The organism is Nocardioidaceae bacterium, assembly GCA_018672315.1.
Taxonomy (GTDB): domain Bacteria; phylum Actinomycetota; class Actinomycetes; order Propionibacteriales; family Nocardioidaceae; genus TYQ2.
In genome coordinates this window covers 2,431,869-2,455,921 of sequence record CP076053.1, presented here as the reverse complement: position 1 = coordinate 2,455,921, position 24,053 = coordinate 2,431,869, and the positions used below count along the sequence as shown (strand labels likewise).

The 24,053-nt window shown below is 73.3% G+C and carries 26 protein-coding genes; 8 read left to right on the top strand and 18 right to left on the bottom strand.

Annotated features, from left to right (window positions below):
• The 9 genes from KLP28_11900 to KLP28_11860 all read right to left on the bottom strand — a co-directional run bounded on the left by KLP28_11900 (window position 1) and on the right by KLP28_11860 (window position 6,829).
• On the bottom strand, window positions 1-636 hold the full coding sequence (locus KLP28_11900) for a hypothetical protein (GenBank protein ID QWC84281.1): 636 nt from the start codon (window positions 634-636) through the stop codon (window positions 1-3).
• Window positions 633-1,163: a hypothetical protein gene (locus KLP28_11895; protein ID QWC84280.1), complete on the bottom strand. Its 531-nt coding sequence runs from the start codon at window positions 1,161-1,163 to the stop codon at window positions 633-635. Before KLP28_11895 ends, KLP28_11900 begins: the two co-directional genes overlap by 4 nt.
• A 53-nt stretch (window positions 1,164-1,216) precedes the next feature.
• Complete coding sequence (locus KLP28_11890; protein QWC84279.1) at window positions 1,217-1,579, bottom strand: Asp23/Gls24 family envelope stress response protein; 363 nt, start codon at window positions 1,577-1,579, stop codon at window positions 1,217-1,219.
• On the bottom strand, window positions 1,576-1,749 hold the full coding sequence (locus tag KLP28_11885; protein ID QWC84278.1) for a DUF2273 domain-containing protein: 174 nt from the start codon (window positions 1,747-1,749) through the stop codon (window positions 1,576-1,578). Before KLP28_11885 ends, KLP28_11890 begins: the two co-directional genes overlap by 4 nt.
• A 108-nt stretch (window positions 1,750-1,857) precedes the next feature.
• Window positions 1,858-2,223, bottom strand: a complete 366-nt coding sequence (locus KLP28_11880) for a hypothetical protein (protein QWC84277.1) — start codon at window positions 2,221-2,223, stop codon at window positions 1,858-1,860.
• A 19-nt stretch (window positions 2,224-2,242) separates the two neighbouring features.
• A complete protein-coding gene (locus KLP28_11875) occupies window positions 2,243-2,767 on the bottom strand; it encodes an Asp23/Gls24 family envelope stress response protein (GenBank protein ID QWC84276.1) in 525 nt (174 codons plus the stop codon).
• A 119-nt stretch (window positions 2,768-2,886) separates the two neighbouring features.
• Complete coding sequence (locus KLP28_11870; GenBank protein QWC84275.1) at window positions 2,887-4,278, bottom strand: hypothetical protein; 1,392 nt, start codon at window positions 4,276-4,278, stop codon at window positions 2,887-2,889.
• Window positions 4,271-5,827, bottom strand: a complete 1,557-nt coding sequence (locus KLP28_11865) for an FAD-binding oxidoreductase (GenBank protein ID QWC84274.1) — start codon at window positions 5,825-5,827, stop codon at window positions 4,271-4,273. Before KLP28_11865 ends, KLP28_11870 begins: the two co-directional genes overlap by 8 nt.
• Before the next feature lie 21 nt (window positions 5,828-5,848).
• Complete coding sequence (locus KLP28_11860; GenBank protein QWC86957.1) at window positions 5,849-6,829, bottom strand: SDR family oxidoreductase; 981 nt, start codon at window positions 6,827-6,829, stop codon at window positions 5,849-5,851.
• 67 nt (window positions 6,830-6,896) lie between these two features.
• Here KLP28_11860 and KLP28_11855 point away from each other — a divergent pair, with 67 nt between their 5' ends.
• A complete protein-coding gene (locus KLP28_11855) occupies window positions 6,897-7,553 on the top strand; it encodes a hypothetical protein (GenBank protein QWC86956.1) in 657 nt (218 codons plus the stop codon).
• Here the strand turns inward: KLP28_11855 and KLP28_11850 are convergent.
• Both KLP28_11850 and KLP28_11845 read right to left on the bottom strand, forming a co-directional pair.
• A complete protein-coding gene (locus KLP28_11850) occupies window positions 7,550-8,902 on the bottom strand; it encodes a carboxylesterase family protein (GenBank protein ID QWC84273.1) in 1,353 nt (450 codons plus the stop codon). The two genes, KLP28_11855 and KLP28_11850, sit on opposite strands and share 4 nt — an antisense overlap.
• Before the next feature lie 54 nt (window positions 8,903-8,956).
• A complete protein-coding gene (locus KLP28_11845) occupies window positions 8,957-9,622 on the bottom strand; it encodes a lytic transglycosylase domain-containing protein (GenBank protein ID QWC84272.1) in 666 nt (221 codons plus the stop codon).
• Window positions 9,623-9,717: 95 nt separating this feature from the next.
• Between KLP28_11845 and KLP28_11840 the strand changes: the two genes are divergently transcribed.
• Window positions 9,718-9,942, top strand: coding sequence for a hypothetical protein (locus KLP28_11840; protein ID QWC84271.1), 225 nt, complete (start codon window positions 9,718-9,720; stop codon window positions 9,940-9,942).
• Between the two features lie 106 nt (window positions 9,943-10,048).
• Here the strand turns inward: KLP28_11840 and KLP28_11835 are convergent, their stop codons facing one another.
• Both KLP28_11835 and KLP28_11830 read right to left on the bottom strand, forming a co-directional pair.
• Window positions 10,049-11,416, bottom strand: coding sequence for a PhoH family protein (locus KLP28_11835; protein QWC84270.1), 1,368 nt, complete (start codon window positions 11,414-11,416; stop codon window positions 10,049-10,051).
• A gap of 238 nt (window positions 11,417-11,654) precedes the next feature.
• Complete coding sequence (locus tag KLP28_11830) at window positions 11,655-12,425, bottom strand: isoprenyl transferase (protein ID QWC86955.1); 771 nt, start codon at window positions 12,423-12,425, stop codon at window positions 11,655-11,657.
• A gap of 92 nt (window positions 12,426-12,517) precedes the next feature.
• On the opposite strand from KLP28_11830, the gene KLP28_11825 reads away from it, so the two are divergent.
• Together KLP28_11825 and KLP28_11820 are read left to right on the top strand one after the other, a co-directional pair.
• Window positions 12,518-13,195, top strand: a complete 678-nt coding sequence (locus KLP28_11825) for a hemolysin III family protein (GenBank protein ID QWC84269.1) — start codon at window positions 12,518-12,520, stop codon at window positions 13,193-13,195.
• A 10-nt stretch (window positions 13,196-13,205) separates the two neighbouring features.
• On the top strand, window positions 13,206-14,027 hold the full coding sequence (locus tag KLP28_11820) for an SGNH/GDSL hydrolase family protein (protein ID QWC84268.1): 822 nt from the start codon (window positions 13,206-13,208) through the stop codon (window positions 14,025-14,027).
• On the opposite strand, the gene KLP28_11815 is transcribed toward KLP28_11820, so the two are convergent.
• Window positions 14,013-15,248: a hypothetical protein gene (locus KLP28_11815; GenBank protein ID QWC84267.1), complete on the bottom strand. Its 1,236-nt coding sequence runs from the start codon at window positions 15,246-15,248 to the stop codon at window positions 14,013-14,015. The genes KLP28_11820 and KLP28_11815 overlap by 15 nt on opposite strands.
• Before the next feature lie 123 nt (window positions 15,249-15,371).
• Between KLP28_11815 and KLP28_11810 the strand changes: the two genes are divergently transcribed.
• The 4 genes from KLP28_11810 to KLP28_11795 all read left to right on the top strand — a co-directional run bounded on the left by KLP28_11810 (window position 15,372) and on the right by KLP28_11795 (window position 18,586).
• Window positions 15,372-16,439: an NAD(P)-dependent alcohol dehydrogenase gene (locus tag KLP28_11810; GenBank protein ID QWC84266.1), complete on the top strand. Its 1,068-nt coding sequence runs from the start codon at window positions 15,372-15,374 to the stop codon at window positions 16,437-16,439.
• A gap of 100 nt (window positions 16,440-16,539) precedes the next feature.
• Window positions 16,540-17,337: a GntR family transcriptional regulator gene (locus KLP28_11805; protein QWC84265.1), complete on the top strand. Its 798-nt coding sequence runs from the start codon at window positions 16,540-16,542 to the stop codon at window positions 17,335-17,337.
• The gene (locus KLP28_11800; GenBank protein QWC84264.1) at window positions 17,334-17,681 is read left to right on the top strand and encodes a rhodanese-like domain-containing protein; all 348 of its coding nucleotides are present in this window, start codon (window positions 17,334-17,336) and stop codon (window positions 17,679-17,681) included. The genes KLP28_11805 and KLP28_11800 overlap by 4 nt, the downstream gene beginning before the upstream one ends.
• A 2-nt stretch (window positions 17,682-17,683) precedes the next feature.
• Entirely contained in the window at window positions 17,684-18,586 is a 903-nt protein-coding gene (locus tag KLP28_11795) for a metallophosphoesterase (GenBank protein ID QWC84263.1), read from the top strand.
• A 7-nt stretch (window positions 18,587-18,593) separates the two neighbouring features.
• Here the strand turns inward: KLP28_11795 and KLP28_11790 are convergent, their stop codons facing one another.
• The 4 genes from KLP28_11790 to KLP28_11775 all read right to left on the bottom strand — a co-directional run bounded on the left by KLP28_11790 (window position 18,594) and on the right by KLP28_11775 (window position 23,971).
• Window positions 18,594-19,172, bottom strand: coding sequence for a TMEM165/GDT1 family protein (locus KLP28_11790; protein ID QWC84262.1), 579 nt, complete (start codon window positions 19,170-19,172; stop codon window positions 18,594-18,596).
• A gap of 262 nt (window positions 19,173-19,434) precedes the next feature.
• Window positions 19,435-22,146 carry a phosphoenolpyruvate carboxylase gene (gene ppc, locus KLP28_11785; protein QWC84261.1) on the bottom strand — a complete coding sequence of 904 codons (2,712 nt, stop codon included), beginning with the start codon at window positions 22,144-22,146 and terminating at the stop codon, window positions 19,435-19,437.
• Between the two features lie 91 nt (window positions 22,147-22,237).
• The gene (locus tag KLP28_11780; GenBank protein QWC84260.1) at window positions 22,238-23,104 is read right to left on the bottom strand and encodes an SDR family oxidoreductase; all 867 of its coding nucleotides are present in this window, start codon (window positions 23,102-23,104) and stop codon (window positions 22,238-22,240) included.
• A gap of 54 nt (window positions 23,105-23,158) precedes the next feature.
• A complete protein-coding gene (locus tag KLP28_11775; GenBank protein ID QWC84259.1) occupies window positions 23,159-23,971 on the bottom strand; it encodes a hypothetical protein in 813 nt (270 codons plus the stop codon).
• Between the last annotated feature and the right edge of the window lie 82 nt (window positions 23,972-24,053).

Genomic DNA, 24,053 nt, shown 5'->3' with positions numbered 1-24,053 from the left:
TCAGCCCCGGGCAGATTCCTCGATCGAGTCCTCGGTCGAGTCGTCGGTCGAGTCCTCGACGACGGTCGCCCCGGAGCCCGACGTACGCGTCCTGCGTGCCGGCGCCGAGACCATCAGGCGGCCGGTCACCCCGTCGTCGGGGAAGGCGGCGGCGAGGTCCTCACTGATCTGCGTGGCCGCGTCGACCAGCGCCGCCGGGTCCGTGCCGGGACGGAGCCGACCACTGACCTCGACCAGGGAGAACCAGCCGCGCGTACGCGTGCTCGCGGAGACCGACGCCAGGTTCGTGCCGGCCTCGGCACGGGCTGCGACGGCGTCGGCGAGGGCGTCCAGGTCGACGTCGAGCCGACCCGTGGGGTCCGAGGCCGCGAGGCGTACGCGTGAGGCCGCGCGGCGCGGCACGTGCGCCCACAGCCACATCAGCCCGATCACGGCCAGGACGACCCCGACGGCCGCGAGGGCGGCGTACGCCCAGGGCTGGTCGAGCAGCTCTCGCGCGCGGTCGACGACCAGCACCGAGGGCCACGTGCGCAGCACCTCGTAGCGCAGCTCGAGAAGCGCGAGCCCACCCGCCAGGAGTCCACCCCCGAGCAGGAGCACGACGAGGCGGTCCCACCACCCGACCGCGCCCCTCATCGGCCGACCTCCCGCACCCGCACCGTGAGCCGTACGCGGGGCACGAGGCCGTCCACACCGACGTCGGCGAGCCGTTGCGCCACCCGGGCGCGGACGGCGTCGGGCTCGCTGCGGGCGTGCACGAGCAGGCGCACACGTCGACCCGTGCGCGAGGCCGAGCTCTCGACGTCGACCACGCCGTTCACGCGGTCCGCGGTCGCGTGCGCCATCGCCGCGACGGCGTCGGGCGTGAGCCAGAGGTCGAGCCCGTCGCGCGCCGCCCGGTGCGTGGTGCGCGCGGGACGCAGAGCGGTGAGGAGCAGCAACAGCCCCACCACGACGGCCGGCACCGAGGCCCACCAGGGCACGGCGGCGAGGTCGGCTCCGTCCAGCAGGCGCACCGCCTCACCGGTCCACGGCGTGCCGCCGAGCCAGCCCTGCGCGACCAGGAGGTCGCGCACGGCGACCGCCCCGGCGGCGACGAAGAGCACGGGCACGAGCAGGGCGGGCCAGACCACGGCGGGCACGGCGTGCGGCGCCGCGGTCACGATGCGCGGTCGCCGTGGTGCGCGCCTACTCCGCAGCCTGGCGAGGAGGCCCCTCACGAGGCCCTCCGTCGCGGCACGGCAGTGAGCACGGGGCGTACGCGCACGTCGACGGTGCGCAGCGTGACGCCCGCGTACGTCGGGGTGGTCCCCCGGACCCGGTCGCGGACCGCGGCGGCGACAGCGTCGAGGTCGCACGGCCAGGTGACGTCGCAACGGACGACCGCGTCGACGTGCGGGCCCTCGTAGACCAGCTCGACGTGGGGCGACCCGTGACGGCCGAGCAGGGCGCCCGCGCCCCCGTCACGGGGCACCACACCGGCCACCTCCTGCGCCAGACGCGTCGCGACCTTGCGCACGACGGCGGAGCGCACCTCGAGCCGGCCGCGGGTCTCCCGCAGCTCGAGCGCGGCGCTCACCGGCGCCCCCGACGCAGCTCGCGCAGGTCGATCTCGCCCGAGGCCTGCGCTCCGGCGAGATAGCCGCCTGCGCCGAGCACGATGCCGAGCAGGAGCCCGGTGAAGCCACCGAGGGTGATGAGCAGGGCGAGGGCGAGTCCGGACAGCAGACCGGCGACGGGGAGGGACATCGTGGGCTCCTGGCGGTGGGGCTGGCGGTGGGGCTGGCGGTTGGGCTGGCGGTGGGGGTGGCGGTGGGGGCTGGGACGGTCGGATGAGACGGACTGGGAGGCGGGCGCTCACCGACGTGGCACGTCGATGAAGCGCCGGCGGCTGACCGTACGGGCCGCTTTGCGCCGCGCTCGGCGGAGCCGGCCACGCCAGGTCACGCGGACGGCGGGCCCGCGGGCCGGTGAGGCGAACCCGTCCGGCCCCTGGGTGCGGGCGGCGGAGGCACGCCCTGCGGCACCTTCGTCGTCGAGGGCCCGCATCGCGGCGACGAACGCCTCGGGGTCGCCACCGACGTCGGGGTGGAGAGCTTTGACGACCTCGCGGCGACGCCGGGCGAGCTCGGCGGCCGGGTCCGGTCCTCCCTCGCGGGAGACCGGCCCGTCGGCTGCGTCGGCTGCGTCGGCTGCGTCGCCTGCGTCGCCTGGCTGGGTCACGGACCCGATGGTGCCAGTCTCACTCGACCCTGCGCTGGGTCGGCGCCGCGGTCGCCTGCTCGGCGTCGAGGTCGCCGAGGTGCACGTCGTGCACGGTGATGTTGACCTCGGTGACCTCCAGCGCGCTCATCTTCTCCACGGCTGCGGTCACGTTGCGGCGGATGGTGGAGGCCAGCTCGGCCATGTCCTCGCCGTACTCCACGACGATGTCGAGGTCGATGGCCGTCTGTCGCTCGCCGACCTCGACGCCGACGCCCTGGCTGTGGTTGGTGCGCGACCCGGGGATGCGCTCGCGCAGTGCTCCGACGGCGCGTGCGGCGCCGCCGCCGACGGCGTGGACGCCGGGCGTCTCGCGGCAGGCGATGCCGGCGATCTTCGAGACCACGGTGTCGGCGATGCTGGTGCGCCCCTGGTCGGTGATGAGCACGCTGGCCTGCTCGCGCTTCTCCAGGTCCGCCCGGGTCTCGCCCGGGGTGGCGGTCGTCGGGTTTCCGGCGGGGCCGGCGGACTGGGTGGGGGCGCTGGTCGACTGCTGCTCGGTCATCACGGTCCTTCGTCTCGACGTGGGGGAAGCCGGAGGGTGCTCCGGTTGCGCACAACATGCCCGGTCCCCCGTGCCCCACACCCGGACAACCGGACATCGGGGACGAGTCGCGCCGCGTCTCAGAGGCGCTGGAGGAGCCCGGCGACGCCGTCCCGCAGCGCGCGGTGACGAGGGGCCAGGCGGGCGTACGCCGCGACGAGGTCCGGGTCGGGCGCGACCGGCGCCCGGCGCCCCACCATCGACTTGACCGCCGTGGACCAGTCGGGGTGCACACCGGTCCCCACGGCCGCGCACACCGCGGCCCCCATCCCGGCGGCGTCGGTCTCGACAGGGCGCACGACCGGCAGGTCGCACGCGGCTGCTGCGATGGCGGTGAGGAGCTCGGACCGCGCCCCGCCACCGGTGAGCACGAGACGTGCGAACCGGCCACCGAGGTCGGCCTCCGCGGCGCGTACGTGGTCGGCGAGGGTGAGGAGCAGCCCCTCGACCACGGCGCGCGCCACCTCGGCGCGTCCGTGGGCACCGGTCAGCCCGACCAGCGCGCCGCGACGCCAGGGCTGGTCCCCCGGTGCCAACCAGTCGGGCACGCAGACCAGGTCCCGGGCGCCGGCGGGCACCTCGGCTGCGGCGCGGGCGAGGTCGGCGACGTCGGCACCGAGGAGGTCGGCGGTCCACGTCACGGTGCCCATGCCGTGGCGTACGCCGCCGGTCTCGGCCAGCCGGGTCCCGGCCGGGCACGCCTCGTTCAGCCAGGTCGACGCCCCGTACGCCGCGGCCTCGGCCCGCGCGGAGCCCTCGGCGACCGGGGTCATCGCGGCGGCGTAGGTGCCCAGGGAGAGCAGCACGTCGTCGGTCTCCTCGACGAGGCCGCCGCCGAGGGCCTCGACGGCCTTGTCGTTGCCGGTCGCGACGACCGGCAGCCCTACCTCGAGCCCGAGCAGCCGCGACGCGTCCTCGGTCAGCGGGCCGAGCGGCTCCCCCGGCGCGACGAGCGTCGGCAGCAGCGCCGCAGGCAACTGGTTGGCGGCGAGCCAGACCTGGTCGTACGCCGCGGCGGCGTCGGCGCGGCGCCCGGTGAGCCGTGCGGTCAGGTAGGCCGAGGCCGCACCGACGGTGGCGACGCGCGGGTCCTCGGCGTGCTCGTCGTCGGCCCAGGGATGCCAGGTGCGCGCGTCCATCCAGCTGCGCACCGGCGCGACGAGCTGCCCCGTCTCGTCGAGCAGCACCTGGCAGCACCGGATGCTGCACAGTCCGAGGCCGACGACGCGCGCGGGGTCCCCGCCCCAGTCGCGCAGCAGCGAGCGCACGGCTGCGACCAGCGACTCCCACAGGTCGTCGCCCGGGTGCTCGGCGACGCCCTCGTCCCTGCGGTCCAGCGGCTGCAGCGCCACCTGCGCGCGGGCGTGCACCGTGCCCCTCGCGTCCACCAGCAGCACCTTGGTGCTCTGGGTGCCGCCGTCGACGGCCAGCAGCAGCGGCGCGGCCGTCGCCCGCGGGTCCGGGTCAGGCACCGTCGAGCGGGAAGATCGTCCCGGGGTTCATGATCCCGGCGGGGTCGAAGGTCTCCTTGAGCGTCCGCAGCAGGGCGTACGCGCTGCCGTGCTCACGCTCGGTCCACGGGGTGCGGTACTTGCCGATGCCGTGGTGGTGGGTCATCGACCCGCCGAGCCGCAGCGCCTCCTCCACGACGATGGCGTTCAGCGGCAGGTGGTAGGCGGTCAGCTCCTCGCGCGGCTCGACGTTGACGTCGTAGTCGTAGACGAAGTAGAGGTTGGTCCCGTCGGGGTAGCTGTGCGAGGAGTGTGCCCCCAGCATCGTGAGGTCCTCGGCACGGTCGAACTCCTCACGGACGCGGCGTACGACGGACTCGTAGAGCTCGGCGACACCCGACCACCCGATCGCGACCTCGGTGGTGAAGCCCACGTGGGGCCGGTCCAGCATGGCCTGTTTCTCCGCCTCGAGCTTCTCGGGACCCCAGTTCAGGTTCTCGAACCAGTCGCGGACGACGCCGTCCTCGACGGCCTCGAAGACCTCGCCGGAGAAGATCTCCTCGATCCCCGCCATGGTCGCGGCCGAGACCCGTTCGGGTCCCTCGGTGGCCATGACCACCAGGTTGCGTACGGGCTTCCCGTCGGGTCCGGCGACCAGGTCGGTGAACCAGCTGTGCTGCGCGGCGTCCTCGGGGCTGTAGAGGCGGGCGACCGAGGGGCGGTACCCCTGGGCCATGACCTCGCGCAGTCCCGCCGCCCCGTCGGCGAAGTCCGCGACGAGCCAGCCGGCGTAGCGCCGTGTCTCGGGGCGGTGGGCGAAGAGCTTGACGGTCACCTCGGTGACCACGCACAGAGCGCCCTCGTTGCCGATGACCAGGTGCCGGGGGTCCGGGCCGGCCGCGCGGCGGGGCACCGCCTTGATCCGGGCGACGTGCCCGTCGGGGAAGACCGCCTCGAGCCCGGCGACCATGTCCTCGATGCCGCCGTAGAGCGTGGAGAGCTGCCCGATCGAGCGGGTGGCGACCAGCCCGCCCATCTGCGCGACGGGCTGGGACTGGGGCGAGTGGCCGGTGGTCAGGCCGTGCTCCCGCGCGGCGTCCTCGAGCCGCGCCAGGGGGACGCCGCACTGCGCCGTCGCGGTCATGTCCACCGGGTCGATGGACACGATCTCGTCGAGGCCGGAGCAGTCGAGGATCACCGTGTCGGGCACGACGACCTCGAGCCCGCCCTCGGTGGCGGTGCCACCCGTCCGCGGCAGGACCGGCACCCCGTGCTCGGTCGCCCAGGCCAGCACCCGCGAGACCTGCTCGACGCTGACCGGGCGTGCCAGGGCGACCGGGAAGGGCCCCTCGTAGACGCCGTGGACGGCCGCGTACTTCTTGTAGCGGTCCACGCTCAGCGAGCGCAGCAGGTCGGGGTCGGTCTCGACGCGGTCGGGGCCGAGCATCTCGCGCAGGGCGACCACGGTGAGGTCGGCGTCGCGGGAGGTGTCTGCAGTGGTCACAGGGGTGCTCCTGGGGGTGGGCTGGGGTGAGGTCGGGTGGGCTGGGGCGGGCTGCGGAGGGAGCATTGGTCCGGCTGGTCCGGGTGCTCAGCGCACGAGGTAGCCCCCGTCGACGACCAGGGTGTGGCCGTTGACGTAGGCGGAGGCGTCGCTGGCGAGGAACACCAGCGCGCCCATGAGGTCGCGCGGGTCGCCCCAGCGCCCAGCCGGGATGTGGTCGAGGATGCGGGCGGCGGTGACCTCGTCGGCACGGGAACGCTCGGTCAGGGCGGTGGCGTAGTAGCCGGGGGCGATCGCGTTCACGCCGATGCCGTGGCCGGCGAGCTCGTCGCAGTAGGCCTTGGTGAAGCCGACGATGCCGTGCTTGGTGGCCGCGTACGCCGGGGAGCCCTGACCGCCGAGGTAGCTGAAGAGCGAGGCGATGTTGATGATGCGGCCCGAGCCGCGGGCCACCATGTGGCGGCCGGCCGCGCGGGCGAGCTCGAAGGCGGCGGTGAGGTTGACGGCGACCATGCGGTCCCAGGGTTCGCGGTCGAACTCCTCCGGTCCTCCGGTCAGGCACATGCCCGCGGAGTTGACGAGCACGTCGAGCGCACCGAGCCGTTCGACGCACTCCGCGACGGCGGCGTCGCATGCGCCGGGCTCGGTCAGGTCGGCGATCGTCTCGACGTAGCGGCGCCCGCACCCCTTGACGAGCTCGCGGGTGGTGCCGTCGTCGGCGAGGAGGCTGACCACGTGCACGTCGGCGCCGGCGCGTGCCAGGGCCACGCTGAACGCCCGGCCGAGACCGGTGTTGCCGCCGGTGACCAGGGCCGTGCGCCCGGCCAGGGAGAAGGCATCCAGGCCGAAGCCGGCGAGGTCCTCGGATTCGTAGGTGAACGTCGCTGTCACACCACCGACGCTGACAGGCACGCGTACGCCCCACCAGAGCGTGTTGTCAGGATGGCAACACCCGTGGTCGACTGCCGGGATGAGCGAGGAGACGCAGCGACGAAACCGCTCCGGCCTGGTGCGCGACGTCGAGCTGCTCGAGCTGCTGGCCGACGAGGACGTCGCGGGCGACCGCATGACGGGCATGGGCGTACGCGAGCTCGCCGCTGCCAGCGGCCGGGACAAGGCCGTGGTGTCCCGCACCATGGCGACGCTCGCGGAGGCGGGCCTCGTCGACCGTGACCCGGTCACGTTGCGCTACCGCCTCGGTGGCCGCCTCTTCTCGCTCGCGGCTCGCACCGAGGAGGCCGCACTGGCGCGCCGAGCCCGACCGTGGCTGCGACGCCTGGCCTCGACCACGGGCGAGACGAGCCACCTGTGCGTCCTGCGCGGCGGGGCCGTGGTGACGCTGGCCAGCGAGCTGGGGCACGCGGCGGGGCGTACGCAGACCTGGGAGGGCGTCTCCACGGCGGCCTGGCTGACGCCGTCGGGCAGGGTGCTGCTGAGCGGGCACGACGGGCCCTCGCTCGAGGCCTGGTTCGCCACGCACGGGGCGGGCGAGCCGCTCCCCCGCGCGCGACGTCGCCGCATCGGTCCCGAGGGGTGGCTGCTGGCCCGCAAGCGGCCGCACCGGCTCGAGTCCCTCGTCCGCGAGCTGGAGCTCGTGCGCCGCGAGGGCCGCGCGGTCTCCCGCGGCGAGCTCGAGGACGGGGTCGTCGCACTGTCGGTGCCGGTGCGGTCGTTCACCGGCGAGGTGGTCGCGGCGCTGAACGTCTCGGGTCCGGCCTCCCGAGACGAGGCGCTCCGCTCGTGGGGGCCGCTGCTGCACGAGGCCAGCCGCAGCCTGTCGGGCCCGGCCTAGAGGCCGCGGACGGAGATCAGGCCCCACCGGCGCGTGCGCGGCAGCGTCCCGGAGCGCGCGAAGTCGCCCCACAGCCGCCGCACCGTACGCCCGGCCGCCTCGACCTCCGACCACGCGAGACCGTCGAGCATCGGGGCCGGACCCCACGACTCCTTCGTGCCGAAGAGCAGCGGCATGTCGATGACGTGGGCGCCGTCGAAGGGATTTCCCGGGGACCCCCACACGATCGAGTAGCGGTTGCCGCGCCCACCGGCGCGTCGGTGCCGCGCTCCGAACGAGGCTGCAGCGCCCCCGAAGATGCGCCAGGTCAGCACCCGCACCATGGAGGCGACCAGGGCGGTGCCCACGCCGGGCACCTTGGCGAGCCTCACCAGCGGAGGCATCACGGCTGCGTAGAGCGCGACCTCGCGGTCGGTCGCCCCGATGAGCAGCTCGACGTCGGGGGCGACGGCACGCCACGCGGCGTCCATCTCGGCCTCGGGAGGCAGGGGGTGGCGGCCGTACTCGACGCCGAAGGGCATCGCCGCGACCAGACCGAAGGGGGCGGCGGCCGCGACCGCGGTGTCCTGGGCGGCGACGAGGTCCTCGACGGGGGCCGTCCGCGGGTCGGCGACGCTCCCGGTCACGGCCTCGACCATGGCCGCGGTCATCTTCTCGCGGCCGGTGGTGATGCCGAGCGGTGCGCTCATCACGACGGCGCGCTCGAAGAGCCGCTCGGTGCCCTGGGCGACCATGAGGTGAGCGACCGCGTCACCACCGGCGGACTGCCCGATCAGCGTGACGTCGGCGTCGTCCCCACCGAAGGCCGCGACGTTGCGGCGCACCCACCGCAACGCCTCGAGCTGGTCGAGCAGACCGAGGTTCGCGGGCGTGCCGTCCAGGCCCAGGTAGCCGAGCACACCGAGGCGGTAGCCGACCGCGACCCACACGACGCGCTGCTCGGCGACCAGCGGGGCGGCGTCGAAGATGGGGGCGTCGGGGGCACCGATCCGGTACGCGCCGCCGTGGATCCACACCATCACCGGCAGCGTCTCGCCGGGAGCCATGTCGGCGGGCACGGTGACCGAGACGCGCAGGCAGTCCTCGTCGTAGGTCATGCCGCCCATCGGCTCGTGGCACGCGGCCTCGAGGGTGGGCGAGCCCGGCTGGGGACAGGCCGGCGCCCAGCTCGTGGCATCGATCGGCTCGAGCGCGACGGGCTCCACGACCGGCTCGGCGAACCTCTCGGCGGTCGCGTAGCGGATGCCGGTGGCCCGGAGCACGTCCCCGTCGCGCCAGCCGCGCACGGTGCCGGCGGGCGTACGCCACTGCGGCGCCTCGGTGGTGGTGTCACGGGTCGAGAGGCTCATCCGTCGACCCTACGTCGCCCCTCGCGCAGTGATCGGGGAGCGCTGGACCGCCGCTCAGTACCAGTTGTTCGCCTGCTTGAAGTCCCACGCGGCGCAGGCGGTGCCGTAGGTGTCCTCGATGTACCAGAGGCCCCACTCGATCTGCGTGACGGGATTCGTCGTGTAGTCAGCCGGCAGGTCCCAGGCGCTCATCAGCGCCTGGGGGATGCCGTACGCCGTGGAGGTGGGGTTGTCGGCGTGCATGTCCCAGTCGCTCTCGGAGACCCACAGCGAGTCCAGGCAACCGAACTCCGCGGTCGAGAGCCCGTACTCGGGCATGAGCTCGAGAGCGATGTCGCGCGGGTCCTGCTGCGTCAGGTCCTCCTCGACGGTGATCGCCACACCCTCGGTGCCCGAGGTCAGCACGGACTCCCGGGTCGGATCGGCGACGAAGTCCGCCGACGAGGCCTCGTACGCCTCGATGGCGCGGGCGTCACTGCGCGAGACGCTCAGGACGCGCTCCTCGAGGTCGGCGGCGCTCAGCGACGCGTCACCGGACTCGGCGCCGCCCTCACGCCCGAGGTCGGGAGCGAGGTCGGTAGCGGTCAGGGCCACGACGCTCGAGGCGTCCTGGACGGCGCCGGCGGCCGTACGCGCCGAGGTGAGCGCCGGGTCGGACCCGGCGCTCAGCGCCGTCAGACCGGCGACGGCCGCCGTGGCGGTCGCGGACGCTGCGACCACGCGGATGGCGCGACGCCGCAGCAGCGACGCCCGCGAACGGGGGGTCTCGGGACACGAGGAGTGCCTCGGGGCATGACGGAGGGGACGGGCAGGGCGTGCCACAGCTGATGCACCACCAGGGGATCGACGACAGGATGTCGGCGCCACCGCCCCGCCGGACGCACGGCCGCGCTCACGGTGGTGAGGCGGTTCGTGCCGGCGAGTGGGAAAGCGGTCTCGACGCGACCGAGGAACCATCCCAAGGCGGCGCTGTCGTTATCAACCTGAGACTGAAAAAAGTGACCCAGATCCCGCTGCGCCGACGTTTTGGCACGATCTGACGGCGATCACGACGCGAACAGCCCGCTGAGCCGACACATGAGGACCGGCGCAGCGGGCTGCCTGTCGCAGGGAAATCACGATCGCGCCTCGCGACGTCCCCGCGGGCTACATCGTCACGTTCTCCAGCATCTCGGTCACCAGGGCCGCGATCGGGCTGCGCTCGCTGCGGGTGAGCGTGGTGTGACTGAAGAGCGGGTGGCCCTTCAGACGCTCCACCACCGCCACGACACCGTCGTGGCGGCCGACCCGCAGGTTGTCGCGCTGCGCGACGTCGTGGGTCAGCACCACCTTGGAGTTCGCCCCCACGCGCGAGAGCACGGTGAGCAGCACGTTGCGCTCCAGCGACTGGGCCTCGTCGACGATGACGTACGCGTCGTGCAGCGACCGGCCACGGATGTGCGTCAGCGGCAGCACCTCGAGCATGCCGCGGGCCAGCACCTCCTCGACGACGTCGGGGCTGCTGACCGCTCCGAGGGTGTCGAACACGGCCTGCGCCCAGGGCGCCATCTTCTCCGACTCCGACCCGGGCAGGTACCCGAGCTCCTGCCCGCCGACGGCGAACAGCGGCCGGAAGACCACGACCTTCTTGTGCTGGCGACGTTCCAGCACCGCCTCGAGCCCGGCGCACAGCGCCAGGGCCGACTTGCCCGTGCCGGCGCGCCCCCCGAGCGAGACGATCCCGACCTCGGGGTCCATGAGGAGGTCGAGCGCGACCCGCTGCTCCGCGGAGCGTCCGTGCAGGCCGAAGACGTCGCGGTCGGCCCGCACGAGCTGCACCTGCTTGTCGGGGCGTACGCGGGCCAGGGCCGACCCCCGGTCGCTCAGCAGCACCAGGCCGGTGTGGCACGGCAGGTCGGCCGCCTCGGCGAGCAGGGTGACGCCGACGTCGTAGAGCTCGTCGAGCACGCCGGACTCGACCTCCAGCTCGACCATCCCCGACCACCCGCTGTCGGAGTCGTGGACGCGCTCGGCGCGGTACTCCTGCGCGTCCAGACCGACCGCCGAGGCCTTCACCCGCAACGGGAGGTCCTTGCTGACCAGCGTCACCGTGCGTCCCTCGTCGGCGAGGTTCTTCGCCACGGCGAGGATGCGGGTGTCGTTGTCCCCGAGACGGAAGCCCGAGGGCAGCGCGGAGGGATCGGTGTGGTTGAGCTCCACGTGCAACGTGCCACCGGCGTCGCCGATCGGCACAGGTGCGTCGAGCCGCCCATGGGCCACGCGCAGCTCGTCGAGGGCACGCAGCGCCGTGCGTGCGAAGTAGCCGAGCTCGGGATGGTGCCGCTTGCCCTCGAGCTCGGTGATCACGACGACCGGCAGCACGACCTCGTGCTCGTCGAACCGTCGCAGGGCCCCGGGGTCGGCGAGCAGGACGCTGGTGTCGACGACGTAGGTGCGGACGCCGGCGCGCGGCGACGGGGCGGGCTGAGCATTCGTTGCAGTCACTGCTACTCCCCTTCGGGCCGGCACGCGCATCCGCTGCCCCGGCCCGCCTACTCGTGCGCGGACCGGGCCGTGGTCTGTGAACCCGGATGCGGGCTCGTGGTGCTGCCGTGACGGATCACGAAGGGACCTCCCGGTGCGACCGGCTTCCCCACCGGTCACTGGTCCGACGGTAGGCAGACCGAGGCCCCGGTCCGCGGCGACACGCGCGTCCGCGGGGGTGGTTCACGGGCAGTTCACACGGCGGTCACGCGGAGGGCCGCGCCGGCGGTCAGGCGCCGAAGCGTCGGTCGCGCTCCGCGTACGTGCGCAACGCGCGCAGGAAGTCCACCTTGCGGAAGTCGGGCCAGTAGGCCTCGCAGAAGTAGAACTCGCTGGCCGCGGACTGCCACAGCAGGAACCCCCCGAGCCGCTGCTCCCCGGAGGTGCGGATCACCAGGTCGGGGTCGGGCTGCCCCTTCGTGTAGAGGTGCGCCGCGATGTGCTCGACGTCGAGCTGGTCGGCGAGCTCCTGCACCGACGTGCCGCGCTCGGCGTGCTCGCGGAGCAGGGAGCTGACGGCGTCGGCGATCTCCTGGCGTCCCCCGTACCCCACGGCGACGTTGACGATGATGCCGTCGGAGCCGGCGCTGGACGCGGCCGCGGTCTCCAGGCAGGTGCGGGTGCTCTCGGGCAGCAGGTCGAGCCGTCCGACGAGGTGGATGCGCCAGCGACCCGCGTCGGCCAGGGAGGAGACGACCTCCCCGATGATGCCCAGCAGCGGCTCGAGCTCGGCGGCGCTGCGCTTGAGGTTGTCGGTCGACAGCAGCCACAGGGTGACGACCTCGACGCCGACCTCCTCGCACCAGTCCAGCAGGGGCTCGATGTTGGCGGCGCCGGCGCGGTGCCCGTCGGCGGTGGACTCCCCCACCGCCTTCGCCCACCGGCGGTTGCCGTCGAGCATCACGCCGATGTGCCGGGGCACCCGCTCGTGGTCGAGCCGGTCGCTGAGCCGACGCTCGTACGCCGGCACGAGGACGCGGCGCACGCCGCGCTTGGCCACTCGCTTCCAGTCCGGCACCGAGGCAGGGTACCCCCGGGCGGTCGCCTAGTCTCGACACTGTGCGGGAGACGTCGGAGGGACCGAGAGAGGGTGTGCGCGACCGTGTCGCGGACGCTGTCAGCGACGCCCTCGACGAGGTCAAGCCGCACCTGCGCGGCTGGCTCCACCTCGCCACGGCCCCGTTGACCCTGGCCGCGGGGATCGTGCTCTTCGTCCTCTCACCGACCACGGCGACCCGGATCGGCTCGGCGATCTTCGTGCTGACCGCCCTGGTGCTCTTCACCGTCTCGGCCGTCTACCACCGGGGCACCTGGTCGCCTCGCACGTGGGGCGTCCTGCGGCGCTTCGACCACGCCAACATCTTCCTGCTCATCGCCGGCTCGTACACGCCGTTCACGCTGATCCTGCTCGACGGCGCGGCGCGCACGACCCTGCTGTCGATCGTGTGGGCGGGCGCGCTCGCCGGCGTGGCCTTCCGCGTCTTCTGGCCCCACGCCCCGCGCTGGCTCTACGTGCCGATCTACATCGCCCTGGGCTGGGCCGCGGTCTTCTTCCTGCCGGCGTTCCTCGCCGCCGACTCACCGGTCGTGCTGTGGCTGATCGTCGCCGGCGGCCTCTGCTACACCGTCGGCGGCATCGTCTACGGCCTCAAGAAGCCCGACCCGAGCCCGGCGTGGTTCGGCTTCCACGAGGTCTTCCACGCCCTGACGATCGCAGGCTTCGTCGTGCACTACGTCGGCGTCTCGATCGCGACCTACCAGCAGCGCTGAGGAGTCGACGATGACGTCCGCGCCCACCTTCCGTCGCTACGTCGCCATCGGCGACTCCTTCACCGAGGGCTGCGGTGACCACGACCCGACCCGCCCCAACGGCGTACGCGGCTGGGCCGACCGGGTGGCCGAGGAGCTCTCCGACCACGCCGACGCCCGGGGCGAGTCCTTCGCGTACGCCAACCTCGCCGTCCGCGGCCGCAAGCTCGACGCGGTGCTCGACCAGCAGCTCGGGGCCGCGCTCGCCCTGCAGCCGGACCTCGTCACCTGCTACGCCGGGGCCAACGACATCCTGCGGCCGCGCGTCGACGTCGCCGCACTCCTCGCCCGCTACGAGTCGGCCCTGCGCCGCGTCGTCGACGGCGGGGCGCACCTGGTGCTCTTCACCGCCGCCGACCCCGGGGACGCCGTCGTCTACCGCCCGGTGAGGCACCGCTTCGAGGCGTACGGGCAGCTCGTCCGCGAGACCGCCTCGCGCCTGGGCGACCGCGTGAGCGTCGTCGACTTCTGGGCGATGACCGACTACCGGGACTGGGGCTACTGGGACACCGACCGGATGCACATGGCCACGCCCGGCCACCAGCGCATGGCGGCGGAGGTGCTCGACGTGCTCGGCGTCGACCACGACCTGCCCAAGCCCCCACCGGCGCCCCTGCCGCAGCGCACGCTGACCGACCGGGTCCGCGAGGACGCCGCATGGGTGCGTCGCGACCTGCTGCCGTGGGTGGGACGACGGCTCACCGGCACCAGCTCGGGCGACTCCTGTCCCCCGCGCTGGCCCTCGCCCGTCGGGGCACCCGGGCCCGTCGGACCGTCCTCAGGACGCGGCTGAGGCCTCCCGCTGGTGCGGCAGCCAGACACGCACCTGGGTGCCCAGACCGCCGGGGCCGTCGTCGATGTCGACGCTGCCACCGTGTCCGTGGACGATGCGCGCCACGGTGCTCAGTCCGATCCCGAATCCCGCCACCGAGGCGTCACCGACCCGGGCGAACAGCTCGAAGACGTGCTCACGCTGCTCGACGGGGATGCCGACCCCCTGGTCGCTGACGACGAGCGTCGCGCCGTCGCGCCCGTGCTCGGCGCTGACGACGACCTCGGGCGGCACCCCGGGTCGGTTGAACTTCAGCCCGTTGCCCATGAGGTTGAGCAGCACGCTGTGCAGCTGCCCCGGGTCGGCGTGCACCTGTCCCAGCGGCTCGAGCCTGATCCGGCCGTTGCGCGCGCGCACCTGGCTGTCGAGGTCGTCGCGGGCCGCGGCGGCGACCTCGTCGGCGTCCACGACGCGGATCACCCCCTGCGCCGCGTGCAGCGACAGCACCCCGAGCACCAGTTCGTTGAGACGGGTCACGGCACCCTGTGCCTTGGAGAGCAGGAGGCCCGTGATGCTGTCGGGCGCGGCACCCACGGCGTCCTCGATGAGCTCGAGGCTCGCCGCGAGGGTGACCAGCGGTGAGCGGAGGTCGTGCGCGGCCTGGGCGACGAGGTCGTCGACATCGGCCCGCGCCGCGGCCGCGGCCTCGAGCCGAGTGGCGGCGTCACCGTCCTCCCCGTCTTCCGCGGCGACCCGCAGCCGTCGGTCGAGGATCTTGCCCGCGGCGTCGGCGAGGACGCGGACGGCCTCGCGCTCGACCGGGCTCGCGGTGCGCGGTGACATGTCGAAGACGCAGAACCTGCCGACCTCCTCGTCACGCACCACGACCGGGGCGGAGAAGTAGTAGCGGACGGCGGCCTCGCGGCCGTCGACGGCCGCCAGCGCGGCGGTGCGTGGGTCCTTCGAGGCGTCGGTGATCTCGACCAGGCCCCGTCCGGTGGCGAACTGGCAGAGCGCCTGCGGTGCGGGGTTGCCGAAGGGCGCGCCGCCGGAGACGACGTCGTAGCGGTAGACCTCCTCGTGCAGCACCGCGAGCGCCACGAGAGGCGCTCCGAGCTGGGAGGCGACCAGCTCGACGATCGCCTGCAGGTCCGAGGCGTCCGAGCCCGTGATCTGCGCCCTGACGGACGCGGTGAGGTCACTGCGCGCCACGATGGCGACAGGGGCTTCCCCGAGTGTCATGTGTCCAGACAAGCAGATCGCCGGCCGGTCGGGAAGCCTTGGTGGCGGACCGCAACGGTTGGGCACGACCGACCCCGGGAAGTGGTGTAACGGTCAACGACATCGACACCAGGAGCGTCCAGCGTGAGCACCACCATCTCCACCCTCACCGTCCCCGAGGCCGGCGCCGCCTTCGAGCGCGGCACCGTCGAGAGGCGCGACGTACGCCCCGACGACGTGCGCATCGACATCGCCTTTGCCGGCATCTGCCACTCCGACATCCACCAGGCCCGCGACGAGTGGGGCGGCGGCATCTTCCCCATGGTCCCCGGTCACGAGATCATCGGGAAGGTCGTCGAGGTCGGTGACCAGGTCACGGCTCACCAGGTCGGCGACACCGTCGGCGTGGGCTGCTTCGTCGACGCGTGCCTGGAGTGCGAGGCCTGCAAGGACGGGGAGGAGCAGTACTGCCTCCGGGGCGTCGTGCAGACCTACAGCGACAAGGGCAAGGACGGCGAGATCACCTACGGCGGCTACTCCCGCCAGGTCGTCGTACGCGACCACTTCGTCGTGAAGATCCCCGACGGTGTCGACCTCGCCGCCACCACTCCCCTGCTCTGCGCGGGCATCACCACCTACCACCCGCTCAAGGCGCTCGACGTCGGCAAGGGCACCAAGGTCGGCGTCATCGGCATGGGCGGACTCGGCCACGTGGCCGTCAAGATCGCGGCCGCCATGGGCGCGGAGGTGAGCGTCCTGTCGCGCACGTCCGACAAGAAGGAGGACGGGCTGTCCTTCGGGGCGACGAGCTACTACGCCACCGAGGAGGACGCCTCGGTCTTCAAGCAGCTGCGCGGCCACTTCGACGTGCTCATCAACACCGTCGGCTCGGCGATCGGCCTCGACCAGTACATGAACCTGCTCGGCCGCGGCGGTGTCATGCACAACCTCGGCGCACCCGAGGAGGACCTGTCGGTGCAGGCCTTCTCCCTGCTGCCGAACCGGCGCTCGCTGTCGGGCTCCATGGTCGGCGGCCTCCCGGAGACCCAGGAGATGCTCGACTTCTGCGCCGAGCACGGCATCACCGCCACGATCGAGCTGATCGACGCGGACAAGACCGACGAGTACTACGACAAGGTCGTCGACGGCACGGTGCGCTACCGGGCCGTGATCGACACCTCCACCTTCGGCGAGGCCCCGCCGAGCGCCTGAGGTCCCTCGACCTGACGTCCCGCGTACGATCGAGCGGACATCTTCCGGTGGGGTGGTGACCGCACCACCCCACCGCGCTCGTTTGCCAGCCGGAGGAGCGATGACGACTCGCCGCCCCGCGCCCGTCGACGCGATCGACCGGTCCAGCTCCCGTCCGCTGTGGTCCCAGGTGCAGACCGACATCGAGCGGCGGCTCCGCACCGGCGAGTTCACCGACGGCTTCCCCGGCGAGCTGGCCCTCGTCGAGCAGTACGCCGTCTCCCGGCACACCGTCCGACAGGCACTGCGGCAGCTGAGGGAGTCCGGCCTGCTCGACGCCGGCCGCGGTCGGCAGAGCCGCGTCGCGGACACCGCGGTCACGGCCGGCGGCGGCACGCTCTACAGCCTCTTCACCGCCGCCCGCGACTCCGGGCACACCCAGCGCAGCGTCGTCCGTCGGCTCGAGCCCCTCGCCGACGGCACCGTCGCCGCGCGGCTCGGCCTCGAGGAGTCGACCCCACTGGTGCACCTGGAGCGGCTGCGCCTGCTCGACGACCAGCCCTTCGCCCTGGACCGCGTCTGGCTGCCCGCCGCCGTGGCGACGCCGCTGCTCGGGGCGGACTTCGGGGACACCTCGCTCTACGACGAGCTCGAGCGGCGGTGCGGCGTCCGCCTGACCGGAGGCCGCGAGACCGTACGCGCCGTCGTCCCCACCCCCGCGGAGCAGATGCTCCTCGACCTGGACGGCCGCACCGCCGCGCTGGCCATCGACCGCCTCGGGGAGCTCCGGGGGCAGCCGCTGGAGTGGCGCCACACCCTCGTCCGCGGGGACCGCTTCAGCCTCGTGACCGACCACGTCGCCGCCGGGACCATGACGATGAGCCTCGACGGCCGCACCCGCCCCAGGAGGACCGCATGAACCAGCCCCACGACCCCGCCGACGTCGACGTACGCACGGCCCACTCCGCGGCCGAGGACGGCCTCACCCTGCTCGACGTGCGCGAGCAGCACGAGTGGGACGCAGGGCACGCGCCCGGTGCCGTGCACATGCCGGCGAGCCGCTTCGACGTCTCGCAGCTGCCCTCGGACCGGGTCCTGGTCATCTGCCGGTCCGGCAACCGCTCCGGACAGGTGGTGCAGGCCCTGACCCCGGTCGGCTTCGACGTGGTCAACGTGGCCGGCGGGATGCTCGCCTGGGCCGACGCCGGCCTGCCGATGGTCTCCTCCGGTCCTCACGAGGCCGATGCACCGACGGTGATGTGAGGATGCGTCGTCGCGCCACGGCGGCGGTCGCTCTCGCGGTCCTCGCGCTCCTCGCCGCGCTGACCGGCTGCTCGGCCTCCGAGCCTGTGGCCGGCACGGCAGGATTCGGGGAGCCGACACAGACCGTACGACTGGCCGCGGTCGGCGACATCGCCTGCGAGGCCGGCGCCCCCGTGACCGCGACGACGTGCCGGCACGAGGCGACCGCCGACCTGACGGACCGGTTGGACCCCGACGTCGTGCTCGGTCTCGGCGACCTGCAGTACCCCGACGCCACGACCGAGCAGTTCGAGGCGTCGTGGGAGGACTCCTGGGGGCGCTTCTCCGACCGCCTGCTCACGATCCCCGGCAACCACGAGTGGCGCAGCGACCTCGAGGGCTGGCGGGAGACCTTCGAGGAGGAGGTCCCGGCGGCCTACCGCCTCGGCGGCTGGGGGGTCTACCTCCTCGACGGCACGTGCGACCGAGCCGACTGCGACGCCCAGGCGACATGGCTCACCGAGCGCCTGGCCGAAGACCCCGGGCGGTGCCAGCTCGTCGCCTGGCACCACCCGCGGGTCTCCTCCCAGGGTGGCCCCGACGCGTCGGTGGAGCCGCTGTGGCAGGCCGCCGTCACCGGCGGCGCCGACGTGGCGCTGTGGGGCCACGACCACGTGTACGAGCGCTTCGCTCCGCTGGACGAGGACCTGCGTCCGTCCGAGGACGAGGGTCTCCGCGGCTTCGTCGTGGGCACCGGCGGCAAGTCCCTCTACGACTTCTCCGACACGGCGCAACCGGGGTCGCAGACACGCGTCGGCGACACCTTCGGCGTGCTCGAGGTGGACCTGGAGCCCGGGGCGTACGCGTGGCGCTTCGTCGACGTCGACGACCGGGAACGCGACAGCGGCTCCGACGTCTGCCGCTGACGCCGGGTCAGAGGACCCCGACGCCTTCGAGCACGAGGAGCACGCCGAAGAGGGCGAAGAGCACCGCGGCGCCGTAGCGCACGGCCTTCTCCGGCAGGTTGCGTCCCAGCAGCGCGCCGACCGCGATGGCCAGGGCGTCGGCGGCCACCATGCCGACGGTGGAGCCGATCCAGGTGCCGAGCCATCCCTCGCGCGTGGCCAGGGTGATCGTGGCGAGCATCGTCTTGTCGCCGAGCTCGGCGAGGAAGAACGCCGTGCCGACGGCGAGGATCGCGGCGCCCGTGGCCTGCTTGGCCTTGCTGGCCTCCTCCTCGGTGAGCTCGTCGCCGCGCAGGGTCCAGGCGGCGAAGCCCAGGAACGCGAGCCCGGCGAGCACGTTGATCACGCCCTGGTAGTCGGCGAACGCGGAGCCGACCAGGCCTCCGATCGCGACGGAGGCGAGGTGCACGATCGCGGTGGCCGCGGTGATGCCGATGAGCACGTCGCGGATGCGGTACCGGGTCGCGAAGGTCATCGCCATGAGCTGGGACTTGTCGCCGAGCTCGGCGAGGAAGATGACGCCGGTGCTGATCAGGAAGGCTTCCATGCGGGGATCCTCTCGAGGCCCGACCGCGACGACCTCCGGCTCAACCGGGGAGGACACCTCGGCCAGGCCAGTCTGTGTGGGGTCGACTGGTCGTCTGGCCGAGAGTCTCGTCCGCCTCCCCCGGCGGACCGGCGCTCGGATCAGCGCCAGGACCGGTGGTGGCCTGCCGTGCCGGGTCCGTGCGGCGCGTACGCCTCGGGACCAGTGTGTCGACACGACTGTCAGGGACTACTCCCTCTCGTCTGCCGCGACCGTAGCAGCCTCAGCCGGTGTTGCGCATGCCGGCCGCGATGCCGTTGATCGTCAGCAGCAGCGCACGCTCGAGGTCGGGGTCGTCCTCACCGTCCCGGTAGCGGCGCAGCAGCTGCACCTGCAGCAGGTGCAGCGGCGCGAGGTAGTTCTCGCGCACCTGCAGGGTCTGACGGAGCACCGGCTCGCGCTGCAGCAGCTGCTCGTCGCCGGTCACCGCGAGCACCTGCTCGAGCGTCGTCGCGAACTCCTCGCGGATGACCTCGAGCACGTGGTGGGTGTGCGCGGGAGCGAGGACGCGTACGTAGCGTTCGGCGATGTCGAGGTCGGTCTTGAACAGCGTCATGGCCACGTTGTCGAGGAACGTGCGGAACCACGGCCAGCCCTCGTACATCGCACGGAGCTCCTCGGCGGAGCCGTCGGCGGCCGCGGCGGCCAGCCCCGAGCCGACCCCGAACCAGCCGGGCATGATCTGGCGTGACTGGGTCCAACCGAACACCCACGGGATGGCTCGCAGGCCGTCGAGGCTGGTGTCCTGCCCGGGCCGGGAGGAGGGGCGGGAGCCGATGTGCAGGGCGCCGAGCATGTCGACCGGGGTGCAGGCGAGGAAGTACTCCGTCAGCTCCGGGATCGCCACGAGCTCGTCGTAGCGCTCCTGCGAGGCGCGCGAGACGTGGTCGGCCAGCGCGTCCCACCGCTCGCGCTGGTCGGGGCTGCGACGGTCCTCGCGGTGCAGCAGCGAGGCCTCCAGGGTGCCGGCGACGAGCAGCTCGAGGTTCTCCCGCGCCAGCACCGGCAGGGCGTACTTGTCGCTGATCACCTCGCCCTGCTCGGTCAGCTTCACCTCGCCGTCGACCGTGCCGTACGGCAGCGCCATGATCGCGTCGTACGTCGGGCCCCCGCCACGTCCCACGGAGCCGCCCCGACCGTGGAAGAACCGCAGCCGTACGCCGTGCTCGGCCGCGAGGTCCCGCGTGCGCCGCTGGGCGCGCTGGATCAGCCACTGCGAGGTCGCGATGCCGCCGGACTTGTTGGAGTCGGAGTAGCCGAGCATGACCTCCTGCACGTTGCCGCGCGCCGTCAGCAGGCGTCGGTAGGAGGGGTCGGAGAAGAGCCGGTCGAGGATCGGCACCGCCTTCTCCAGCTCCTCCACGGTCTCCAGCAGCGGCACGAACCCGATCCGGGCGGTGCCCGCGACCGGGTCGACGAGGCCGGCCTCGCGCGCCAGCACGACGGCTGCGAGCACGTCGTCGGCGTCGCGCGTCATCGACATGATGTAGCTCTCCACGATGCGCTCGCCGTAGCTGTCGAGCGCCTCGCGGACGACCTCGAAGACGGCGGCGGTGCGGGCGCCCTCCTCGTCCAGCGGCGGCGGCTGCGGCGAGAGCGGGCGACGCACCGTGAGCTCGGCGGTGAGCAGCGCGTAGCGGCCCTCGGCGTCGAGCTCGGCGTACGGCGTCTCGGTGCTGCCGGCCCGGTCGAGCAGCTGACCGACGGCGTGGTGGTGCTTCTCGGCGTGCTCGCGCACGTCGAGGGTGGCCAGGGTGAAACCGGCGGCCGCGACGGTGCGGACCAGGCGCAGCAGGTCCCCGTCGGCGACCAGGGGGCCCTGGTGCGTGTGCACGGAGGCGTGCAGGAGCAGCAGGTCCTCCAGCAGCTCGGTGTCGTCGCGGTAGTCACGCCCCGGCTCGTGAGCCGCGCGCGAGCGGACCCGGTCGGCGGTCAGCCGCAGGCGCACGTCGAGGCAGGTGAGGAAGAGCCGGTACGGCTCCTCGACGTTGAGGCGCCGGTAGCGCGGCTCGACCTCGGGCAATGACTCGAGCATCTCCTCGGTGCGGGCCCGCAGGTCGGTCGAGGCGTCGGAGATGCGCTCGCTGACCGAGAGGTCGCGGCGGAGCGTGTCGACCTTGCGGCGCAGGAGGCCCAGGCCGTGGGTGGCCTGCAGGGCGAGCACCTCGCGGGTCACCTCGGGGGTGACGTACGGATTGCCGTCACGGTCGCCACCCATCCACGACCCGAACCGCATCGGATGGGCGCTGCGCGGCAGCTCGACGTCGAGGGTGCGCAGGTGGTCGCCGAGCTCGTCGACGACGTCGAGCACGGCCGCGTCGAGCAGACCCTCGAGGTAGTAGACGCCGTTGCGCGCCTCGTCGAGGGGTTCGGGCTGCTGCACGCGCAGCTCGTCGGTCTGCCACAGCAGCTCGACGGCCCGCTGCAGCGCCCGGTCGCGGCGACGGTCGACGGGTCGGTCCAGGAGGGCGGCGACCTGGCGCAGCTTGTCGAGGGTGGTGCGCCGGGCCACCTCCGTGGGGTGCGCGGTGAAGACGGAGCGTACGGCGACCTGGCTGACCACGGCGGCGACGTCCTCGGTCGCCAGGCCGGCCTCGGCGATGCGACCCACCGCCCGGGCCAGCGGGGCCTGCCCGTCGGCGCGCTGCTGCAGCAGCGCACGTCCGCGGTGCGCCTGCTCGGTGACGTTCGCGAGGTGGAAGTAGCCGGTGAACGCACGCGCCAGCGTCGTCGCGGTCGCGACGTCGAGCTCCGGCAGGTCGAGCTCGTCGTCCTTCGCGGCGTTGCGGACACGCTCGACGAGGTCGAGCAGGTCCTCCCCGTGCGTACGCCGGATCGTCTCCCCCAGCATCGAGGTCACCAGCCGGATGTCACCTCGCAGCGCGGCGGCGACGTCCTCGGCGGCAGTGGCGTTCTCACCCGGGTCGGTGTCCATCCCGCGACGGTATCGCCGTGACGCTCGTCGCGTCCCTCGCGCCTCGCGCGTCGGTCTGTGGCTGCCGACCCGTCCCCGCCCGACCCGTGGGTCAGTCGGCGGACCCGCCCAGGGCCTCCTCGAGGGTGCGGGGCGGGTGACCGGTGAGCGCGCGGACGCCCGTGCCCACGCCGGCGACCTCGCCGGCGGCGATGGCCGTGTAGGTCGAGACCCAGCCCTCGACCTGCCACTCCGGGGCGCCCGACTCCCGGCGCCAGGCGTACGCGGCCTCCAGCGGCTCCTCGACGTAGGTGACGGTGTCACCGAGGGCGCTGAGTCGGGCCGCGACCTCCTCCAGCGAGAGCGCGGCGGGACCGCAGAGGTCGTAGCACTCGCCGACGTGGGACTCGTGGTCGACGAGCACCTCGACCGCGGCCTCGGCGACGTCCTCGATCGAGACGGCCGCGACGCACCCCTTGCCGGCCGGTCCCTTGAGCTCGCTGTCGACGACGAGGTCGGGGAGGATCTCGAGGTAGAAGTTGTTGCGCAGCACCGTGTGGCCGATGCCCGTGTCGATGAGGTGCTGCTCGGTGGCGTGGTGGGTGCGGCCGTAGGTGAACACGGCGTGCGGAGCCGCGCCGGCGAACGAGGTGTACACCAGGTGCCCCACCCCCGCGCGCACGGCGGCGTCGATGAACCCGCGGTGCACGTCCAGACGGTCCTCCGCCTCGTGGGCGCTGACCATGAGGACGACGTCGACCCCGGCGAGCGCCTCCTCGACCGCGTCCGTGTCCTCGAAGGACGCCACGGCCACCTCGGCACGCGGCAGGTCGGGCGCCCGGTCGGCGTCGCGCACGAGCAGACGCGTACGGAGGCCTCGCTCGCTGAGGAGGGACGCGACCCGGCCACCGAGCCGACCGGTCGCGCCGGTCACACCGATGAGGGGTCCGTCCTGCTGCTGGTCCGCCTGGTCAGTCACGGCATGACTCGTGCCCGATGTGTCGGGCCTCCACGCCCCTGCGGGTGTGTGACCTCAGTCGGTCTGGTCGGGCCCGACGAGCTCGGGACAGCTGCGGCGGTCGTGCCCGATCTGCCGGCAGTGGCCGCAGCGGCGTACGCGGGCCGCGGCCTGTGCCTGCTGCTGCGGCTCCGTCATGGGCGGGGGAGGTTCATCCGCTGAGGCCTCGAGGTCCGACGCGGGGGTCTCAGGGGCCTCAGGGGCCTCAGGGGTCCACTCGATCTCGAGCTCCGGTTCGGGCTCCGACTCCGGCTCGGGCTCGGGCTCGGGCTCGGGCACGGGGATCTCTCCGCGGGCGATGCCGAGGATGCGGTTCCACACGTCGTCGTCGGGGAGCGTGGCTCGCTGTGCGACATCGGTGGCCTCGTACGGCGCCTCGACCGGCTCGGCGGGCTCGGCGGGTTCGACCGGCTCGGCCTCCTCGACCGGCTCGCGGGGCGTGTCGTCCTCGACGATCTCGACGACGACCTCCTCCGCGTGCTCGCTGACGTCCCTAGCGTCCCGGGCGTCCTGAGCGTCCTGGGCGTCGTCGTCGATCTCGACCGTGAGGATCTCGTCCTGCTCCTGCTCCTGCTCCTGGTCGTACGGGGCTCCGGCGAGCTGATGCCGGGAGATCCACGGGTGCACGGGACCGTCGTCGCCGTCGTCCACGAAGCTCAGGTTGCCGATCGTGCGCTCGTCGTCCGAGGGTGCGCCGCGACCCAGCGGTCCGACCGCGGGCGTCGTACCGCCGGCACTGCCGACCCTGGCCCGCCGCAACAGCCACGCAGCGACGAGCACCACGGCGAGAATCGCCAGCACCAGCCAGATCACGCGCACTCCTGCCATCCGTCGTCCCCCGAGCACCGCGGTGGTGCAGGGCAGACGTTAGCGACCGGGCGACGCGGGGTGAAGCGACGACCGAGCGCGT

What these genes read in the sequence shown, in the direction of transcription:
- KLP28_11855 (QWC86956.1), top strand. Translation starts at nt 6,897, where the DNA reads ATGGCGACGCTCGCGGAGGCGGGCCTCGTCGACCGTGACCCGGTCACG.
- KLP28_11805 (QWC84265.1), top strand. Translation starts at nt 16,540, where the DNA reads ATGACGACTCGCCGCCCCGCGCCCGTCGACGCGATCGACCGGTCCAGC.
- KLP28_11815 (QWC84267.1), bottom strand. Translation starts at nt 15,248, where the DNA reads ATGACACTCGGGGAAGCCCCTGTCGCCATCGTGGCGCGCAGTGACCTC.
- KLP28_11775 (QWC84259.1), bottom strand. Translation starts at nt 23,971, where the DNA reads ATGGCAGGAGTGCGCGTGATCTGGCTGGTGCTGGCGATTCTCGCCGTG.
- KLP28_11900 (QWC84281.1), bottom strand. Translation starts at nt 636, where the DNA reads ATGAGGGGCGCGGTCGGGTGGTGGGACCGCCTCGTCGTGCTCCTGCTC.
- KLP28_11820 (QWC84268.1), top strand. Translation starts at nt 13,206, where the DNA reads ATGACGTCCGCGCCCACCTTCCGTCGCTACGTCGCCATCGGCGACTCC.
- KLP28_11860 (QWC86957.1), bottom strand. Translation starts at nt 6,829, where the DNA reads ATGCGGTCGCCCGCGACGTCCTCGTCGGCCAGCAGCTCGAGCAGCTCG.
- KLP28_11795 (QWC84263.1), top strand. Translation starts at nt 17,684, where the DNA reads ATGCGTCGTCGCGCCACGGCGGCGGTCGCTCTCGCGGTCCTCGCGCTC.
- KLP28_11865 (QWC84274.1), bottom strand. Translation starts at nt 5,827, where the DNA reads ATGCTCCCTCCGCAGCCCGCCCCAGCCCACCCGACCTCACCCCAGCCC.
- KLP28_11850 (QWC84273.1), bottom strand. Translation starts at nt 8,902, where the DNA reads ATGAGCCTCTCGACCCGTGACACCACCACCGAGGCGCCGCAGTGGCGT.
- ppc (QWC84261.1), bottom strand. Translation starts at nt 22,146, where the DNA reads ATGGACACCGACCCGGGTGAGAACGCCACTGCCGCCGAGGACGTCGCC.
- KLP28_11875 (QWC84276.1), bottom strand. Translation starts at nt 2,767, where the DNA reads ATGACCGAGCAGCAGTCGACCAGCGCCCCCACCCAGTCCGCCGGCCCC.
- KLP28_11800 (QWC84264.1), top strand. Translation starts at nt 17,334, where the DNA reads ATGAACCAGCCCCACGACCCCGCCGACGTCGACGTACGCACGGCCCAC.
- KLP28_11885 (QWC84278.1), bottom strand. Translation starts at nt 1,749, where the DNA reads ATGTCCCTCCCCGTCGCCGGTCTGCTGTCCGGACTCGCCCTCGCCCTG.
- KLP28_11835 (QWC84270.1), bottom strand. Translation starts at nt 11,416, where the DNA reads ATGCGCGTGCCGGCCCGAAGGGGAGTAGCAGTGACTGCAACGAATGCT.
- KLP28_11790 (QWC84262.1), bottom strand. Translation starts at nt 19,172, where the DNA reads ATGGAAGCCTTCCTGATCAGCACCGGCGTCATCTTCCTCGCCGAGCTC.